Below are 16,890 nucleotides of genomic sequence, written 5' to 3'. Positions count from 1 at the left end.
GTCCGTGCTGCCGTTCGACTTGCATGTGTAAGGCATGCCGCCAGCGTTCAATCTGAGCCAGGATCAAACTCTTCAGTTCAATCCAACAAACTCGCAAATTCACTGACGGTAGATTTCTCTACCTCGATGGATCTCTCCATCTTATTTAGTGCGTTTGCCTTAATACATTTCGTGGCCGAAACCACTGCATCAAGACACCCACACCTATCGGTTGTCCAAACTTTTAAAGAGCATCGCCGCGCCAAATCAATCCATCAATTCGTCTGCAGCAGAGAAGCGAGATTATGTAACACTTCCTCACCTCCGTCAAGCACTTCAGCAAAATTTCTTTCACCTCACTGCCTGCCTCACACCGCCGAAAACCCCGGCACCGCAAGGAAGGTGCGCATTCTACACACACCAAAAAATGCGTCAACACCTTTTTGAAAAGAAGATTCATCTTTTCCGATCGTCATCAACGAACATCACACTAAGCCCCTCTGTTAGAATGAAATTCGTTTTGCCATCCCGCCGCCTATCCAATGTTCAAATTCGGCTTTTCCGGCAGCTCTCCCTTATTGAGTGCCGGCCACACCAGACATCCACTATTACTTACACTGCTTGGCGCCAGCATGATCGCGGCCTTTGCGACCGCCCTTGCCGTCGCACCGGCTAACGACAACATCCCGCACCAAACGGTCATCGAGTCGCTACCTTCACCGATACCCGACCTTCTCGACAATACAGCGCATACGTTTTTCGCCGAAACCGTCATTCAGCGAGGCGACACCCTGCAGCGCATGCTTTCCCGCCTCAATATTGACGACAGCCAGGCAGTCGACTTTCTGAGAAACGCCCCTGAAGCTGCCCCGATCAGACAGGAGTTCATCGCCGGGCGGCGAGTCTCAGCCAGCGCCTCCGGTGACGGGAGTCTCATACAGCTGCATTTCCCACTCAACAGCCGGGACTCTGCCCTCACCATCAAGCGACTTGGCGACCATTTAGAAGCAACTCTTGTTGCCGATCGCCCTGAAATTCACCTGACGACCAAAAGCGCACAGATAGAGTATTCGCTCTTTGGGGCCACCGACGCAGCCGGCATCCCGGACGCAATCGCCATTCAACTGGCAGAGATATTCAGCAGCGAAATCGACTTCCACACCGATCTGCGCAAAGGTGACCGTTTTTCCGTCACCTACGAGACTCGTCACCAGGAAGGACAACCGACGCGCAGCGGACGTATCATCGCCGCAGAATTCATCAATGCCGGACAAGTCTACCGGGCACTCTGGCATGACCATGGCGATGATCGAGGCAGCTACCTGACACCGGACGGCAAACCACTGCAGAAGGCCTTTCTTCGCTCCCCGCTTGAGTTTTCCCGAATCAGCTCCGGTTTCAGCCGCCGCTTCCACCCCATCCTGCAAACATGGCGCGCCCATCAAGGGGTCGACTACGCGGCCCCCACCGGCACCCCGATCCGGGCGACCGCCAATGCCACGGTGGATTTTGTCGGCAAACAGAATGGCTACGGCAATGTGATCATCCTCAAGCACGACGACAAGCACACCACCCTCTACGCCCACCTCTCGCGCTTCGGCAGTGGAATTCGCAAGGGCCAGCGCGTCGGACAAGGCCAAACCATTGGTTACGTTGGCCAAACCGGCTGGGCTACCGGCCCACATCTACATTACGAGTTCCGCATCAACAACAAACCAGTGAATCCGCTATCGGCAAAGATCCCGGTGCTCGCCCCCAGCCTCTCAGCTGCTGAGCTGAGCGCATTCAGAACCGCCAGCCAACCGCACCTGGCCTTGCTTGAACGAATGCATCATTCTGAAATCGTCTACATGGAATAAAAAAAGGGGCCTTGAGCCCCTTTGTTATTCCATCTTTTCGAGAAATCAGGCGGAAAACGATGAGCCACAGCCACAGGTGGAAGTCGCATTGGGATTGCGGATCACAAATTGCGATCCCTCCAGGCCTTCGGTGTAATCGATTTCGGCACCAACGAGATACTGGTAGCTCATCGGATCAATCAACAACTGCACACCATTCTTCTCCATGGTGGTGTCGTCTTCGGCCACTTCCTCATCAAAGGTGAAGCCGTACTGGAAACCGGAACAACCGCCGCCAGTCACGAAGACCCGCAACTTGAGGCCAGCGTTTCCTTCTTCTTCGATCAGTTCCTTGACCTTGTTCGCCGCGCTATCCGTGAAGACGATGGGCGCCAGGTTTTCTACAGCAGCATTCATGAATCACTCCTAAAGATTCGTTTGTACGTGGTTTAGTCCGCGATCGGCGGTATTGGTTCCTGCTGAGGGGATTTCTCATACACCAGGCGACCTTCGATGACCGCCCCTTGATGCATTTCAATCGACTCGTATGCCACATCCCCGACAATTCTTGCCTTGGGTTGCATTTCCAGCGTCTCGGTGACAGTGACCGGACCGACAATCGTCCCGTTCAAAACGAGATGCGCAACCGACACCGCGCCTTCGATGCGCGCCTGATCACTGACGACCAGGGTAGACGACGAGGCACCGGAAACAGCTTCCACGCAACCGCGCACTTCGCCGTCAACCCTCAAGCCTCCGCTGAAGCGCACCTTGCCTTCAATACAAGTCCCGACACCTATCAGGCTATCAATCCTGGCCTGTGCTCCGGCGGGTGGTTTTTTTCCAAACATCCAGCCTCCTTTGTAACGCCCGGCGCTACCACCATAAAACGATCAAATGACCGCCGCTTCCTTGGTCACGAGTTTACCATCCTGAAACAGGCGCACCTCGGCAGATACAAGAACTGCACCGCCAGGCAATTCAATCACGCCTTCGCGACGAAGGAAATGACGCACCTCAACAATTCCATCCTGCCCCGCCGGCAGCACAAGTTGCCGGGATTGAGCATCAGGGGCCTTGTATGTCACAACAACTTCGTAACGCCCCCGGAAACCAGCACCTCGCTGCACGGACTGATAGGCCAACAACAAGCGATAGCGGTAGCCGCCGCCGGCATTGCTCGATATGCGAAAGCTTTCGATCCTGATTTTGGCTTCCTGCCCGATCACGGGAATCAAGCGCTCGAAAATCAGCATATCCTCCTTGAGGGCCGAGTTCTCGGCCTCGAGCGACTGAATTCTGGTGAGCAGCTGCTGCTGCGCCGCACGCTCAATACTGACTGCATTTTGACCGGTCCCGACGCTGGCGCGCAAAAGATCAAGTTCTGATTGCTGCACCCGGACCTGGTTCTGAAGCTCGGCCAACTGCCCGCCACCAAAACTGGCGGACTGAATGAACCATGCGGCAGCAAAGCCAATCGCCATCAGCAACACCCCGAAACCGACCAGCCATTGACGCGGCAACTCACTGCGCACAACGACACGCGGTGCGGATATACCGAATCGACGACGGAATCTTTTGAAACGCAGGCTTACTGCGGGTGTGTGCATCCGATGGAACTCATGGTTGATACGAAATGCGCAAGCTTGCGCATATTCCAGAAGAGCAGCAAAGGCACCCCGGATGAGCGTCAGATGATAACACCCGAACCCCGGAAACGAAAAAGCCGCCCAAAGGCGGCTTTCTGAACAGCGTAGCGCTTAGCGCTTGGAGAACTGCTTCCGGCGACGGGCCTTGTGGAAGCCAACTTTCTTACGTTCGACTTCACGTGCGTCGCGGGTCACGAAACCAGCCTTGGACAGTGCCGGCTTGAGCGCAGCATCGTATTCGATCAGGGCACGCGTGATGCCATGACGAACTGCACCAGCCTGACCCGATTCGCCACCACCAGTGACGTTGACCTTGATATCGAAGCCAGCCAGTTGCTCAACCAGCGCCAGCGGCTGACGAACGATCATGCGGCCGGTTTCGCGAGAAAAGAACTGGTCGACCGGCTTGCCATTGACAACGATGACGCCAGAACCACGCTTCATGAAAACACGAGCAACGGCGCTCTTACGACGACCGGTACCGTAGAAATAAGCTTCAGCCATGATATCCCCTTAGATTTCCAGAGCCTTCGGCTGCTGGGCAGTGTGAGGATGCTGGTCACCGGCGTAGCACTTGAGCTTCTTCAGCATGGCGTAGCCCAGCGGCCCCTTCGGCAACATGCCTTTGACGGCGGTTTCCAGAGCGCGACCCGGGAAACGTTGCTGCATCTTCTTGAAATTGGTTTCGTAGATACCGCCGGGATAACCGGAGTGACGGAAGTACTTCTTGTCGTCAGCCTTGTTACCGGTAACGGTGATCTTGTCGACGTTGGTAACGACGATGAAATCGCCGGTATCAACGTGCGGCGTGTAAATAGCCTTGTGCTTGCCACGCAGGCGGCGAGCAATTTCGGTAGCGAGGCGGCCGAGCACCTTGTCTGTGGCGTCTACCACAAACCACTCGCGCTTCACCTCATGTGGCTTGGCGGAAAACGTTTTCATGTGTGTGCCGTCCTGAAAAAATGGGCGCAGATTTGAGAAAGCCGTGGAGTGTAACCATAGACGAGCGCACTGTCAATCACCAAATCGGAGATAGAGCAAATACCCAGGCAAAAAAAACGCGGCTCGCTGAGCCGCGTTAAATCCACACCAAAGGAGGAGGGTGGAGGAGACAATCCTGAACCGAAGTCCAACTAACCAAAGCACTTCAGTTCGTACGGTTCCCATTTTGCCCAAAGTGCAAACATCGAGCAAGTGATTTTTGTGCGCCGCACAATGATTTGACCAATAAACATCTAAATTTAATTTATCCTAACTAACCAACTGTTAACTATGATTTATACAAACATCCAGTAAATAAGTATTGCTAAAAGTAATCCATGGCACCGCCCCGGGCAACCGCCCTGACTCGTTAGCAAATGCTGCATTGCAACATAGCACCTTTCGACAAATCCTTTAGAATTGGCGCCTCAACTTACAGGAGCAAGCAGGATGGAGTGCACGGTCAGATGGATGGGTAGCGACGCAGGGATGTCGTTTGTCGCGGAAACAGGCAGCGGCCACACAGTCGTGATGGATGGTGCCCCCGAAGCCGGCGGCAGAAACCTTGCCCCGCGACCGATGGAACTACTACTGGCCGGCACTGGCGGCTGCACCGCCTTCGATGTCGTGATGATCCTGAAGAAAGGGCGGCACGCAGTTACCGCATGCGACGTCAGCCTCAGCGCTGAACGCGCAGAAACCGACCCCAAGGTGTTTACCCGGGTGCACTTCCATTACCGCGTCAAAGGCCAGCAACTGAAGCCCGAGGCAGTCGCGCGCGCAATTGAACTTTCCAAGGAAAAGTACTGCTCCGCTTCGATCATGCTGGCGCAATCCGCAGAAATAACCGCCGATTTCGAGATCGTGGAAGCTTAAGTCAGACGCGATAGGACAGGCCGGTCATCACCTTGGCCGTTGTCCGCATCCCGAGCCGGACCGGCTGCGGCAGGTCGGCAGCCCCGTAACGGGTCGCCATTTCTGCGTGATTGATTTCATCCAGACGCATCTGCTCGACAATCGCACGCGATTTTGCATCGTTCTCCGGCAAAAGCGCCAGATGACTGTCGAGATGCGCTTCGACCTGACGCTCCGTTTCCGCCAGGAAGCCCAGATTCCACTTGTCGCCAAGCAGGCCGGCAGCCACCCCGATCGACAGTGAGCCGAGATACCAGAGCGGATTCAACACGCTCGTGCGCCCGCCCAATTCAGCGATCCGGCGTTCGGTCCACGCCAGATGCTCGGTTTCTTCATCGGCCGCCTTGCGCAAGGCATCGCGCACCTCAGGATCGCGCGAGGTGAGAGCCTGCCCCTGATACAGCGCCTGGGCACAGACCTCGCCACAATGATTGACACGCATCAGGCCAACAACGTGGCGCCGCTCCTCCGCATCCAGCGCGCAGTCCGGAATATCGTTGCCGGGCACAGGGCGCACTGTCGTCGCTGACGCAGCCAGCGTGCGCAAGGCGCGATCAAACTCAAGGATCAAGGCGTCAATCGACATAAAATCACCACGTCATGTTCGATGGATGTCCGCCCTTGTTGAGCGCATCCCTGGCTTCATCCGGCGTACGGACGATCACGCCCCCCGGGCAGAAATAATCGAGGAAGAGCGCGGCATGCTGGCGATTGGGCGCAATATTACGAATTTTCTCCCACGCCTCGTTGCGCGAAGGCGACCACGAACCGTCGCGCCTTGCCGATGCGTAGATGCGCTTTTCCCGGGAGGCACACCGCATTCCCTCGAAGGTCATGTTACGCGCCCCGCCCGGCGTTTCCACCAGAAGGACATAGCGAACCACACCATCCCCCCCGACCGTAATGGATGCCGGATCGACCAGAAAACGATTGCTTGCTGCCGCACTGACAAAAAACGCCTGCATGCCCTCCGCCGCAGGCACGGCCGGGAAAACCACCTCAGCCTCACGCCAGATCACCGGCTCTTCATCGAACGCAGAAGACGCCCAGGCACTCCCGGCAAGGCTGAGCAGGAAACCAAGGCAAAAAATATTCGGGCGTTTCATGCTCAAGCTCCATCTTCCCGAGGCAAATCGGAAGTTTCGGACTCCCCCCGCCGGGGACCACGCGGATGTCGACGGTCCTGCTCCAGGAAGCGCACCAGTTCGTTCAAGGCCTGCTGGTAGACACCGCGCTTGAACTCGATCACCGCGTCGAGCGGCACCCAGTAATCATTCCAGCGCCAGGCATCAAACTCCGGCTTGGCCGTTGCACGCAAGCTGACATCGCTGTCGCGCCCGACAAGGCGCAACAGGAACCAGATCTGCTTCTGGCCCTTGTACGACCCGCGCCATTCGCGCTTGATCCATTGATTCGGCACTTCATAACGCAGCCAGCCCTTGGTCCGCCCGAGAATGCGCACGTGCTCGGGACGTAGCCCGACCTCTTCGTGCAGTTCCCGGTACATCGCTTCTTCGGGGGTTTCACCCCGCTTGATGCCACCTTGTGGAAACTGCCAGGAATGTTCACGTATGCGCTTGCCCCAGAAGACCTCGTTTTTGGCGTTGCAAAGAATGATGCCGACGTTCGGGCGAAAGCCTTCGCGGTCGAGCATAGAAAACCTGCTAAAAATATTGGGTTACCTGAATTCTTTCACAAAGGACGTCGATACGCAAAAAAGCGGCAAACCAGCGGCTCCGTGTAAAATTCGATTTTTGCCACGAATTCAAGAGCATCCCATGCGCACTACGCAGTTCTTCTTCACCACCCTCAAGGAAGCCCCGGCCGACGCCGAAGTCATCAGCCAGAAAATGATGCTGCGTGCCGGTTACATCAAACGCTCCGCCGCCGGCATCTATACGTGGATGCCGCTCGGCCTGCGCGTGCTGCGCAAGGTCGAGAACATCGTCCGCGAGGAAATGAACGCCGCCGGCGCACAGGAGCTGCTGATGCCGGCCGTACAGCCGTTCGAACTGTGGGAAGAATCCGGGCGCGGCCCGGCCTACGGCCCGGAACTGCTGCGTTTCAAGGACCGCCACCAGCGCGATTTCGTGATCGGCCCGACGCACGAGGAAGTGATCACGGATGTTGTCCGTCGCGACGTCAAGAGCTACCGCCAGTTGCCGATCCACCTCTACCAGATCCAGACCAAGTTCCGCGACGAAATCCGCCCGCGCTTCGGTGTCATGCGTGGTCGCGAATTCCTGATGAAGGACGGCTATTCCTTCCACACCTCGTTCGACGACCTGGTCCGTGAATACGGCAACATGTACGGCACCTACAGCCGCATCTTCACCCGCCTCGGCCTGAAGTTCCGCGCCGTCGCGGCCGACACCGGCTCGATCGGCGGCGACGGGTCGCATGAATTCCACGTCCTGGCCGATTCCGGCGAGGATGACATCGCCTTCTGCCCGGACTCCGATTACGCGGCCAACGTCGAACTCGCCGAAGCCGTCGCCCCGGCGACGCCACGTGCCGCCCCCGCCAAGACCATGGAAAAGATCGCGACCCCGGGCAAGATGGCCTGCGCCGACGTCGCCGAATCCCTGGCGGTGGATGTCCGCAACATCGTCAAGAGCATCGCCGTCGTCAGCGAGCAGGAAGACGGTTGCAAGAAGTTCGCGCTGCTGCTGCTGCGTGCCGACCACGAACTGAACGAGATCAAGGCCGGCAAGATCGCCGCACTCGGCGCCTTCCGCTTCGCTTCCGATGGTGAAGTCCAGGAATACCTCGGCTGCGTCCCGGGCTATATCGGGCCGGTCGGCGTCGACGCCAGCAAGGTCAGCGTATTTGCCGACCGCACGGTCGCCGCGATGAGCGACTTCGTCTGCGGCGCCAACGAAGCCGGCTTCCACCTCAGCGGCGTCAACTTCGGCCGCGATCTGCCGGAGCCGGAAGTCTTCGATATCCGCAACGTTGTCGCCGGCGACCCGTCGCCGGACGGCAAGGGCGTGCTCGACATCTGTCGCGGCATCGAGGTCGGCCACATCTTCCAGTTGCGCACCAAGTACGCCAAGGCCCTGAACTGCGCCTTCCTGGACGAACAGGGTAAAAGCCAGATCATGGAGATGGGCTGCTACGGCATCGGCGTCTCCCGCATCGTCGGCGCCGCCATCGAGCAGGGCAACGACGACAAGGGCATCATCCTGCCGCCGTCTATTGCACCGTTCGCCGTCTGCATCGTACCCATGGGTTACCACAAGAGCGAAGCCGTCAAGGTCGCTGCCGACCAGCTCTACGCCGACCTGAAGCAACTCGGCATCGACGTCGTGCTCGACGACCGCAATGAGCGCCCCGGCGTCATGTTCGCCGACATGGAGCTGATCGGTATTCCGCACCGCGTGGTCATCGGCGAACGCGGCCTGAAGGACGGCCAGTTCGAGTACAAGGGCCGCACCGACGCGGAAGCGACGATGGTCGCCCAGGGCGAGATCGTTGGCCTGCTGCAAGGGAAGCTGTGCGCGGCCTGATTGGCCTGCTGTTACTGCTCGGGGCATCGGCCGTCCACGCCGGTGCCCAGCAGTACGAACCGATGGCGGCCAGCGTCCGCGCCGCCCTGCACGCCGCCGTTTCCGACAGCCGGCCGCCGGCGAGTTCCTTCCGCACACCACTGGAGGCCGCCGACTGGCTGGGCGCAATGTCGCAGCGACTGGAAAAGCGCATCCCCGACCGCGACTACCGGATCGACCTGTTGCGCAGTATTCATTACGAAGCGACCCGCGCCGGCCTCGATCCGCAGCTGGTGCTCGGCCTGATCCAGGTCGAATCAGGATTCCGCAAATATGCCGTGTCCTCGGTCGGCGCCCGCGGCTACATGCAGGTCATGCCGTTCTGGATCAAGGTCATCGGCCAGCCGGACGACAACCTGTTCGACATGCGCACCAACCTGCGCTACGGCTGCACCATCCTGCGCCACTATCTGGATATCGAAAAAGGCGACCTCTACCGCGCACTGGGCCGCTACAACGGCAGCCTGGGCAAGGCCGAGTATCCGAACATGGTACGTGCCGCCTGGCACAAGCAGTGGCATTACGACGCCAGCCCAAGCGGGCTGAGCGCCGTCAATCGCTGATCAGCGGCCGAAACCACCCATTCCCCCCAGGCCGCCGGGCAGCATGCCCTTCATGCCGCGCATCAGCTTGCCCATGCCGCCCTTGGAAAACTGCTTCATCATCTTCTGCGTCTGCTCGAACTGATTTAGCAGACGATTGACTTCCTGCACCTGAACGCCCGCCCCCATGGCAATGCGCCGCTTGCGACTGGCCTTGATCAGTTCCGGCTTGGCCCGCTCGGCCGGCGTCATCGAATTGATGATGCCCTCGACCCGACCGATCATCTTGTTCTCGGCCCCGGCCGGCAACTGACCGGCCGCCTGGGCGAACTGCGCCGGCAGCTTGTCCATCAGCGATCCGAGACCGCCCATGGCGCGCATCTGGCCGATCTGCGCCTTGAAATCGTTGAGATCGAAGCCCTTGCCGGACTTGAGCTTCTTGGCGAAGGCCAGCGCCTTTTCCTCATCGATGCCCTTCTTCGCTTCCTCGATCAGCGACAGCACGTCGCCCATACCGAGGATGCGCGAGGCCATCCGCTCCGGGTGAAAGGCTTCGAGACCGGTCAGCTTTTCGCCGACACCAGCGAACTTGATCGGCTTGCCGGTGATGTGGCGCACCGACAATGCGGCACCACCGCGCGCATCACCGTCGAGCTTGGTCAGCACGACACCGGTCAGCGGCAGCGCCTCGTTGAACGAGCGCGCGGTATTGACCGCATCCTGACCGAGCATGGCGTCGACCACGAACAGCGTCTCGATCGGCTTGATCGCCGCATGCAGGCGCTTGATTTCGGCCATCATCTCTTCGTCGATCGCCAGACGACCGGCCGTATCGACCAGCAGCACATCATGGTAATGGCGCTTGGCCCAGTCGATTGCTGCCGTGGCGATGGCTTCCGGCTTCTCGCCGACAGCCGACGGGAAGAAATCGACACCGGCCTGACCGGCCACCGACTTCAACTGCTCGATCGCCGCCGGACGATAGACGTCACAGGAAACGACCAGGACCTTCTTCTTGTGGTTTTCCTTGAGGAACTTGGCCAGCTTGCCGACCGTGGTCGTCTTGCCGGCGCCCTGCAGACCAGCCATCAGCACGATGGCCGGCGGCTGGGTGTTGAAATTGATGCCTTCGTGGGCGTCGCCCATGATTTTGGTCAGTTCGCCATGAACGACACCGATCAGCGCCTGCCCCGGGTTGAGCGAGCCGATGACCTCCTGGCCGACCGCTTTTTCCTTGACAGCAGCGATGAAATCCTTGACCACGGGCAAGGCCACATCGGCCTCGAGCAGGGCCATGCGCACCTCGCGCAGGGCATCGGCGATATTGGATTCGGTCAGGCGGGCTTCGCCCTTGAGCGTCTTCATGACGCGGGCAAGGCGGGTGGTCAGGTTGTCGAGCATGTCAGATGGGCTTCGAGTAGAATTCGGGAATGGTCGACATTGTAATTCAGCTTCTGCCGCATATCCTCGCCGCCGTCCTTTACGGCGGACTCGGCTTCCATTTCTGGAACACCCGCTGGCGCGACAAGGACGGCCAATGCGTCGCCTGCCCGATGCAGACCTGGGAACGCACCGCTATCGGCATCACCTTGCTGATCCACGGCTTCGGGTTGTTCGGCACCCTGCTCAGCGCCGACGGCATGCGCTTTTCCTTCGCCCTGGCGCTGTCGCTGATGATGTGGCTGGCCGTGCTGATCTACTGGCTGGAGAGCTTCATGGCCAGAATGGAAGGCATGCAGCCGATGGTGTTGCCGATCGCCGCGGCCTGCGCCCTGTTGCCGGCGGTTTTCCGTGCTGACCACGTGATCGGCCTGGCCGGCGCCACTGGCTTCCAGTTCCATTTCCTGACCGCCATGCTGGCCTATAGCCTGCTGACGCTGGCCGCCTTGCACGCCATTTTCATGGGCTTCACCGAGAGCGCCCTGCATCGCCGCGTCGTCCGCCGCAGCCTGGCCAGCCTGCCGTCGCTGATGGCCATGGATTCGCTGCTGTTCCGCATGCTGATGCTGGGCTTCATCCTGCTGACGCTGGCTGTCGGCAGCGGCCTGCTGTTTTCCGAAGCCATTTTCGGCAAGCCCCTGCACATCGACCACAAAGTCGCCTTCGCCATCGCTTCCTGGTGCATCTTCGCCACCCTGCTGGCCGGGCGCCACTTCTGGGGCTGGCGCGGCAAGCGCGCCTTGCGCCTGACCCTGGCCGGTTTCGGCCTGCTCATCCTGGCCTACTTCGGCAGCCGTTTCGTGATGGAAGTCATCCTCGGCCGCCTCTGAAATGCACGCCATTCCCCTTTCGGTACAACTCGGCATCCTGGTTGGCCTGCTCGCCCTGTCCGGCCTGTTCTCGATGAGCGAGACAACAATGATGGCCGCCAACCGCTTCCGCCTGCGCCATCTGGCGCAAAGCGGCCACCGCGGCGCGCAGAAGGCCATCGCCCTGCTCGACAATACCGACAAGATGCTCGGCGTCATCCTGCTCGGCAACAATCTGGTCAATGCTGCCGCCGCCACCCTGGTCAGCGTCATCGCATTGCAGTTGTTCGGCGAGGAGAAATGGGCGCTCGGCGCCGGCACCTTGATCATTACCTTCGCCATCCTGGTCTTCTCGGAAATCACGCCGAAGATCATCGGCGCCACCTACGCCGACCGCCTGGCCCCCATCATCGCCTACATCCTGACGCCCTTGCTGCGCATCTGTTATCCGATCATCTGGTTCGTCAACCTTTTCGCCGCCGCCATCCTGCGTATGCTCGGTTTGTCGCTGCGTCCTTCCGCCGAAGCCAGCCGCCTTTCGCCAGAAGAGTTGCGCAGCCTGGTGCTGGAATCATCCAACGTCATCCCGAAGAAACACCAGGCCATCCTCGGCAGCCTGTTCGATCTGAATGCCATCACCGTCGAAGACATGATGACGCCGCGCGGCAATATCGAGATCCTCGATATCGAGCAGGAGTGGGAGGCGGTGCATCAGCAACTGATGACCAGCCACCACAGTCGCCTTCCTGTCTGTCGGGGGTCGCTCGATCATCTGGTCGGCATCCTGCCGGTACGGCGCCTGCTGTCGGGCGTCGGCTCGACCGAATTCGATGAGAGCGCGCTGCTGGCACAGGTTCAGCCTGCCTATTACATCCCGGCCGGTACCGCAGTCTTCTCCCAATTGAGCTTTTTCCAGGAAAACCGCCAGCGCATCGGTTTCGTCATCGATGAATACGGCGAAATCCTGGGCCTGCTGACCCTTGAGGACATCATTGAAGAAATCGTCGGGGACTTCACCACCTCCGGCACAGGAACAGACAATGATCTTGAGTGGGATGAAGACGGCAGCATCGTCGTCGAAGGTGCACGCCCCTTGCGTGACCTGAACCGCATGCTCGACCTGGACTTTCCGCTGGACGGCCCGAAGACCCTGAACGGACTGATTCTGGAACATTTCCAGGACATTCCGGAAGCCGACGTCAGCCTGAAGTTGAACAATATTGCCGTCGAAATACTGCAAACCCAGAATCGTAGTGTGGTTACTGCACGTATTTATCGGCCCGTAACACCCGAAACCCCTGACAGTCTTTACAAAGAACCGGTCACGTAGCATCATCGGGCGATCCAGACGGCATCCGACATCCCCGAATCTCCATGGCAGCAACTCCGCAAAACTCCCCGCTCAGCGGCCTCGCCCGCGCCCTTGTCCAGGCCGGCCGCCTGAAAGAAGGCGAAGCCGAGGAGTTGGCACAACAGGCCCTGGCGGCGAAGTTGCCCCTGATCGAACAGATCATCGTTGCGAAAAAGGCGACCTCGCTTGAAATTGCGCGCTTCTCGGCAGAAACCTTCGGTTATCCATTATTTGACCTCGATGCCATCGACGAACGTCACATTCCTCAGGATGCCATTGACCGCAAGCTGATCGCCACCCACAAGGTCGTGCCGCTGAACAAGCGCGGCAATCGCCTCTCGGTGGCCATCGCCGACCCAACCAACCTGCGGGCGCTCGATGAAATCCGCTTCCAGACCGGACTGACCGTCGATCCCATCGTCGTCGAGCACCCCAAGTTACTACCGCTGGTTGCCAAATTCTCGGAATCGGCATCCGATGCGCTCAAAAATCTGGCCGACGATGACATCAACCTGGACTTTCTCGACGAGGAAGCCGCAGGAAAAACCGATGAAGCAAGCGCTCAGGAGATCGACGACGCACCAGTCGTCAAGTTCATCCAGAAGATGTTGCTTGACGCCATCAACGACGGCGCTTCCGATATCCACTTCGAGCCTTACGAAAAGTACTACCGGATCCGTTTCCGGGTCGACGGCATTCTCCGGGAAGTTGCGACACCACCATTGGCAATCAAGGAAAAGATCGCCTCGCGGATCAAGGTCATCTCGCGCCTGAACATCGCCGAAAAGCGGGTCCCGCAGGATGGCCGGATGAAACTGGTGCTATCCAAGTCGCGGGCCATCGATTTCCGGGTCAGCACCCTGCCAACGCTGCAGGGCGAAAAAATCGTGCTGCGTATTCTTGATCCGGCCTCAGCCACGCTCGGCATCGATGCGCTTGGCTACGAACCCGAACAGAGGGCGGTCCTGCTCGACGCCATCAACCGCCCTTACGGCATGGTTCTGGTCACCGGCCCAACAGGTTCCGGCAAAACCGTTTCGCTCTACACCTGCCTGAACATCCTCAATAAGGATGGCGTCAACATTGCCACGGCCGAGGATCCCGCCGAAATCAATCTATCCGGTATCAATCAGGTCAACGTCGACGACCGCGCTGGCCTGACCTTCCCGGTGGCCTTGAAGGCCTTCCTGCGCCAGGATCCGGACATCATCATGGTCGGCGAAATCCGTGACCTGGAAACCGCAGAAATCGCCATCAAGGCAGCCCAGACCGGCCACATGGTGCTATCCACGCTGCACACCAACGATGCGCCGCAGACATTGACCCGTCTGATGAACATGGGCGTACCGACCTTCAATATCGCTTCCAGCATCCTACTGATCACCGCACAACGACTGGCCAGGCGCCTGTGCAACTGCAAGCAGCCAATGCATGTTCCCGAACAAGCCTTGCTCGACGCCGGCTTCAAACCGGAGGACCTTGACGGCAGTTGGACGCTGTATGGCCCGCACGGCTGCGAACGCTGCAAAGGGAGCGGCTACAAGGGACGGGTCGGCATCTATCAGGTCATGCCGGTCAGCGAAGCCATGCAGCGCCTGATCATGAGCGGGGCAACCGCTCTCGACCTGGCCAACCAGGCGCGCGCAGAAGGGGTCAAGGACCTGCGCGAATCCGGCCTGCTCAAAGTGAAACAAGGACTGACCTCGCTCGATGAAGTGCTGAGCACGACGAACGCCTAAAAAGGATAGCGGAATGGCAAGCCTAGCGAAAACAAAGACATCTGCCGTCAAGGAAAGCACGTTTCAGTGGGAGGGTCGCAACAAAGACGGAAAAATCGTTCGCGGTGAATTGCGCGCCGCCACCGAAACCGTCGTCCAGAACACTTTGCGTCGCCAGGGCATCACCAATGCCAAGATCAAGAAACTGCGTTTCAAATCGGGCGGTAGCGTCTCAGACAAGGACATCACGCTGTTCACCCGGCAACTTGCCACGATGATGAAATCCGGCGTTCCCCTGCTTCAGTCCTTCGACATCGTCGGACGCGGCCACTCCAACCCGGCCGTCGGCAAACTGCTGCTCGACATCAAGTCCGACGTCGAGACCGGCAGCTCACTATCCCAGGCATTCCGCAAATACCCGCTGTACTTCGACGCGCTGTTCTGCAACCTGATTTCCGCCGGCGAACAAGCCGGTATTCTCGACTCGCTGCTCGACCGCCTAGCCACATACAAGGAAAAGATCCTGGCGATCAAGAGCAAGATCAAGAAAGCATTGTTCTACCCGATCGCCATTATTATCGTTGCCTTCGTCATCACCGCCGTGATCATGATTTTCGTGATTCCAGCTTTCAAAGAGCTGTTCACCAGCTTTGGTGCCGATCTACCACTCCCGACCCTGGTGGTCATGACCATCTCGGATTTCTTCGTTGCCTGGTGGTGGGCCATCTTTGGCGCCATTGGCGGCGGCATCTATGCCTTCCTGCAAAGCTGGCGGCGTTCTGAAAAAATCCAGATGATCATGGACAGACTGCTGCTGCGCCTGCCTATTTTTGGCGAGCTCGTCCGTAAATCAATCATCGCACGGTGGACGCGGACTCTATCTACCATGTTTGCGGCAGGCGTACCCTTGGTCGAATCACTGGAGTCCGTTGGCGGCGCCGCCGGTAATCATGTTTACAGACAGGCGACACGTCAGATTCAGGGAGAGGTTTCAACTGGCACCAGCCTAACTGTCGCCATGCAGAATGCCAACATCTTCCCCAACATGGTCACCCAGATGGTCGCTATCGGCGAAGAATCAGGCGCGCTCGACTCAATGCTCTCAAAAGTTGCTGACTTTTTCGAACAGGAGGTTGATGACTCCGTAGAAGCTTTATCAAGCTTGATGGAGCCAATCATCATGGTCGTCCTGGGCACCTTGATTGGCGGCATGGTTGTTGCCATGTATCTACCGATCTTCAAGATGGGCGCGGTGGTCGGCGGATGATGCCGGAAACCCTGGGCGGGCTCGTGCTCGCAGCCGGCCTGCTGGGACTGTGCATCGGCAGTTTCCTGAACGTGGTCATCCATCGCCTGCCCAGGATGATGGAAAGCGACTGGCAACGCCAATGCGCAGAATTGCGGGGCGAGGCCGTCGATGCCGCAGAGGCCTTTAATCTCGCGCACCCCCGTTCTCGTTGCCCACATTGCGGCCATCGGATCAGTGCGCTGGAAAATATCCCCCTACTCAGTTACCTGCTGATCCTGCGTGGCAAATGCTCCGGCTGCTCAGCCCCGATATCGCTGCGCTACCCGCTGGTGGAGGCGCTGACCGGCGCGCTGTCCGCCTACGCGGTCTGGCACTTCGGTTACACAGCTGCCGCTGTCGGCGCACTGCTACTGGTCTGGGCGCTGATCGCACTGACCTTCATCGATTTCGACACGCAACTGCTGCCGGACAGCATTACCCTGCCCCTGCTCTGGCTCGGCCTGGCATTCAATCTGGCCGGCACTTACACCACCATCGATCAGGCGGTCATCGGCGCAATGGCGGGCTATCTCGTCCTGTGGAGCATTTTCTGGCTGTTCAAGCTGGCGACCGGCAAGGAGGGCATGGGCTACGGCGACTTCAAACTGCTGGCCGCACTCGGCGCCTGGCTGGGCTGGCAATCGCTGCCAGCGGTCATCCTGTTTTCATCGCTGGTCGGCGCCATCGTCGGCATCTGCCTGATCGTGCTCGCCCGACACGGTCGCAACGTCCCCATCCCCTTCGGCCCCTACCTGGCCGCGGCAGGACTGATCGCCCTTTTCTGGGGGCAAACGCTGACGGAAAGCTATCTCGGCATTGCCTATTGAAAACG

The 16,890-nt window shown here is 59.0% G+C and carries 18 protein-coding genes and 1 rRNA gene; 9 read left to right on the top strand and 10 right to left on the bottom strand.

Annotated features, from left to right (window positions below; translation table 11 throughout):
* A 16S ribosomal RNA gene (locus G471_RS0108345) occupies positions 1-79 on the bottom strand; the annotation flags it as partial.
* A 442-nt stretch (positions 80-521) separates the two neighbouring features.
* Here G471_RS0108345 and G471_RS17090 point away from each other — a divergent pair.
* A complete protein-coding gene (locus tag G471_RS17090) occupies positions 522-1,838 on the top strand; it encodes a M23 family metallopeptidase (protein WP_081700166.1) in 1,317 nt (438 codons plus the stop codon).
* A gap of 45 nt (positions 1,839-1,883) precedes the next feature.
* Here G471_RS17090 and erpA read toward each other — a convergent pair whose 3' ends face one another.
* The 5 genes from erpA to rplM form a co-directional block, all read right to left on the bottom strand.
* Complete coding sequence (erpA, locus tag G471_RS0108335) at positions 1,884-2,234, bottom strand: iron-sulfur cluster insertion protein ErpA (RefSeq protein ID WP_028994956.1); 351 nt, start codon at positions 2,232-2,234, stop codon at positions 1,884-1,886.
* Positions 2,235-2,266: 32 nt separating this feature from the next.
* Complete coding sequence (locus G471_RS0108330) at positions 2,267-2,668, bottom strand: bactofilin family protein (RefSeq protein ID WP_028994955.1); 402 nt, start codon at positions 2,666-2,668, stop codon at positions 2,267-2,269.
* Between the two features lie 42 nt (positions 2,669-2,710).
* On the bottom strand, positions 2,711-3,427 hold the full coding sequence (locus G471_RS0108325; protein ID WP_157272468.1) for a DUF6776 family protein: 717 nt from the start codon (positions 3,425-3,427) through the stop codon (positions 2,711-2,713).
* A 150-nt stretch (positions 3,428-3,577) separates the two neighbouring features.
* Positions 3,578-3,970 carry a 30S ribosomal protein S9 gene (gene rpsI, locus G471_RS0108320; protein ID WP_028994953.1) on the bottom strand — a complete coding sequence of 131 codons (393 nt, stop codon included), beginning with the start codon at positions 3,968-3,970 and terminating at the stop codon, positions 3,578-3,580.
* A 9-nt stretch (positions 3,971-3,979) separates the two neighbouring features.
* Positions 3,980-4,408 (bottom strand): 50S ribosomal protein L13, encoded by a 429-nt coding sequence (gene rplM / locus G471_RS0108315; RefSeq protein ID WP_028994952.1) that lies wholly within the window; start codon positions 4,406-4,408, stop codon positions 3,980-3,982.
* A 489-nt stretch (positions 4,409-4,897) separates the two neighbouring features.
* Here rplM and G471_RS0108310 point away from each other — a divergent pair, with 489 nt between their 5' ends.
* On the top strand, positions 4,898-5,323 hold the full coding sequence (locus tag G471_RS0108310; protein WP_028994951.1) for an OsmC family protein: 426 nt from the start codon (positions 4,898-4,900) through the stop codon (positions 5,321-5,323).
* A 1-nt stretch (position 5,324) separates the two neighbouring features.
* On the opposite strand, the gene coq7 is transcribed toward G471_RS0108310, so the two are convergent.
* From coq7 to G471_RS0108295, 3 genes are read right to left on the bottom strand one after another with little or no spacing between them, the layout of a single operon-like run.
* Positions 5,325-5,948 (bottom strand): 2-polyprenyl-3-methyl-6-methoxy-1,4-benzoquinone monooxygenase, encoded by a 624-nt coding sequence (gene coq7, locus G471_RS0108305; RefSeq protein ID WP_028994950.1) that lies wholly within the window; start codon positions 5,946-5,948, stop codon positions 5,325-5,327.
* Positions 5,949-5,952: 4 nt separating this feature from the next.
* Positions 5,953-6,468: a CNP1-like family protein gene (locus G471_RS17085; protein ID WP_043421186.1), complete on the bottom strand. Its 516-nt coding sequence runs from the start codon at positions 6,466-6,468 to the stop codon at positions 5,953-5,955.
* A gap of 2 nt (positions 6,469-6,470) precedes the next feature.
* Positions 6,471-7,016 carry an RNA pyrophosphohydrolase gene (locus tag G471_RS0108295; protein WP_028994949.1) on the bottom strand — a complete coding sequence of 182 codons (546 nt, stop codon included), beginning with the start codon at positions 7,014-7,016 and terminating at the stop codon, positions 6,471-6,473.
* Positions 7,017-7,140: 124 nt separating this feature from the next.
* Between G471_RS0108295 and G471_RS0108290 the strand changes: the two genes are divergently transcribed.
* Positions 7,141-8,871 carry a proline--tRNA ligase gene (locus tag G471_RS0108290; RefSeq protein ID WP_028994948.1) on the top strand — a complete coding sequence of 577 codons (1,731 nt, stop codon included), beginning with the start codon at positions 7,141-7,143 and terminating at the stop codon, positions 8,869-8,871.
* Positions 8,859-9,473 carry a lytic transglycosylase domain-containing protein gene (locus tag G471_RS0108285; protein ID WP_028994947.1) on the top strand — a complete coding sequence of 205 codons (615 nt, stop codon included), beginning with the start codon at positions 8,859-8,861 and terminating at the stop codon, positions 9,471-9,473. Before G471_RS0108290 ends, G471_RS0108285 begins: the two co-directional genes overlap by 13 nt.
* On the opposite strand, the gene ffh is transcribed toward G471_RS0108285, so the two are convergent.
* Positions 9,474-10,853 carry a signal recognition particle protein gene (gene ffh / locus G471_RS0108280; RefSeq protein ID WP_028994946.1) on the bottom strand — a complete coding sequence of 460 codons (1,380 nt, stop codon included), beginning with the start codon at positions 10,851-10,853 and terminating at the stop codon, positions 9,474-9,476.
* 29 nt (positions 10,854-10,882) lie between these two features.
* On the opposite strand from ffh, the gene G471_RS0108275 reads away from it, so the two are divergent.
* From G471_RS0108275 to G471_RS0108255, 5 genes are read left to right on the top strand one after another with little or no spacing between them, the layout of a single operon-like run.
* Positions 10,883-11,722 carry a cytochrome C assembly family protein gene (locus G471_RS0108275; protein ID WP_028994945.1) on the top strand — a complete coding sequence of 280 codons (840 nt, stop codon included), beginning with the start codon at positions 10,883-10,885 and terminating at the stop codon, positions 11,720-11,722.
* Position 11,723: 1 nt separating this feature from the next.
* Positions 11,724-13,031: an HlyC/CorC family transporter gene (locus G471_RS17080; protein WP_051295367.1), complete on the top strand. Its 1,308-nt coding sequence runs from the start codon at positions 11,724-11,726 to the stop codon at positions 13,029-13,031.
* A gap of 44 nt (positions 13,032-13,075) precedes the next feature.
* Complete coding sequence (gene pilB, locus G471_RS0108265) at positions 13,076-14,791, top strand: type IV-A pilus assembly ATPase PilB (RefSeq protein ID WP_028994944.1); 1,716 nt, start codon at positions 13,076-13,078, stop codon at positions 14,789-14,791.
* Positions 14,792-14,804: 13 nt separating this feature from the next.
* The gene (locus G471_RS0108260) at positions 14,805-16,037 is read left to right on the top strand and encodes a type II secretion system F family protein (RefSeq protein WP_028994943.1); all 1,233 of its coding nucleotides are present in this window, start codon (positions 14,805-14,807) and stop codon (positions 16,035-16,037) included.
* Positions 16,034-16,885, top strand: coding sequence for a prepilin peptidase (locus G471_RS0108255; protein ID WP_245580532.1), 852 nt, complete (start codon positions 16,034-16,036; stop codon positions 16,883-16,885). The genes G471_RS0108260 and G471_RS0108255 overlap by 4 nt, the downstream gene beginning before the upstream one ends.
* Positions 16,886-16,890: the final 5 nt, after the last annotated feature.

Source organism: Azonexus hydrophilus DSM 23864 (assembly GCF_000429605.1).
Taxonomy (GTDB): Bacteria; Pseudomonadota; Gammaproteobacteria; order Burkholderiales; family Rhodocyclaceae; genus Azonexus; species Azonexus hydrophilus.
The sequence above is the reverse complement of the archived record's forward strand: the minus strand, read 5'-3'. Positions and strand labels throughout refer to the sequence as shown.

What these genes read in the sequence shown, in the direction of transcription:
- G471_RS17090 (WP_081700166.1), top strand. Translation starts at nt 522, where the DNA reads ATGTTCAAATTCGGCTTTTCCGGCAGCTCTCCCTTATTGAGTGCCGGC.
- erpA (WP_028994956.1), bottom strand. Translation starts at nt 2,234, where the DNA reads ATGAATGCTGCTGTAGAAAACCTGGCGCCCATCGTCTTCACGGATAGC.
- G471_RS0108330 (WP_028994955.1), bottom strand. Translation starts at nt 2,668, where the DNA reads ATGTTTGGAAAAAAACCACCCGCCGGAGCACAGGCCAGGATTGATAGC.
- G471_RS0108325 (WP_157272468.1), bottom strand. Translation starts at nt 3,427, where the DNA reads ATGCACACACCCGCAGTAAGCCTGCGTTTCAAAAGATTCCGTCGTCGA.
- rpsI (WP_028994953.1), bottom strand. Translation starts at nt 3,970, where the DNA reads ATGGCTGAAGCTTATTTCTACGGTACCGGTCGTCGTAAGAGCGCCGTT.
- rplM (WP_028994952.1), bottom strand. Translation starts at nt 4,408, where the DNA reads ATGAAAACGTTTTCCGCCAAGCCACATGAGGTGAAGCGCGAGTGGTTT.
- G471_RS0108310 (WP_028994951.1), top strand. Translation starts at nt 4,898, where the DNA reads ATGGAGTGCACGGTCAGATGGATGGGTAGCGACGCAGGGATGTCGTTT.
- coq7 (WP_028994950.1), bottom strand. Translation starts at nt 5,948, where the DNA reads ATGTCGATTGACGCCTTGATCCTTGAGTTTGATCGCGCCTTGCGCACG.
- G471_RS17085 (WP_043421186.1), bottom strand. Translation starts at nt 6,468, where the DNA reads ATGAAACGCCCGAATATTTTTTGCCTTGGTTTCCTGCTCAGCCTTGCC.
- G471_RS0108295 (WP_028994949.1), bottom strand. Translation starts at nt 7,016, where the DNA reads ATGCTCGACCGCGAAGGCTTTCGCCCGAACGTCGGCATCATTCTTTGC.
- G471_RS0108290 (WP_028994948.1), top strand. Translation starts at nt 7,141, where the DNA reads ATGCGCACTACGCAGTTCTTCTTCACCACCCTCAAGGAAGCCCCGGCC.
- ffh (WP_028994946.1), bottom strand. Translation starts at nt 10,853, where the DNA reads ATGCTCGACAACCTGACCACCCGCCTTGCCCGCGTCATGAAGACGCTC.
- G471_RS0108275 (WP_028994945.1), top strand. Translation starts at nt 10,883, where the DNA reads ATGGTCGACATTGTAATTCAGCTTCTGCCGCATATCCTCGCCGCCGTC.
- G471_RS17080 (WP_051295367.1), top strand. Translation starts at nt 11,724, where the DNA reads ATGCACGCCATTCCCCTTTCGGTACAACTCGGCATCCTGGTTGGCCTG.
- pilB (WP_028994944.1), top strand. Translation starts at nt 13,076, where the DNA reads ATGGCAGCAACTCCGCAAAACTCCCCGCTCAGCGGCCTCGCCCGCGCC.
- G471_RS0108260 (WP_028994943.1), top strand. Translation starts at nt 14,805, where the DNA reads ATGGCAAGCCTAGCGAAAACAAAGACATCTGCCGTCAAGGAAAGCACG.
- G471_RS0108255 (WP_245580532.1), top strand. Translation starts at nt 16,034, where the DNA reads ATGATGCCGGAAACCCTGGGCGGGCTCGTGCTCGCAGCCGGCCTGCTG.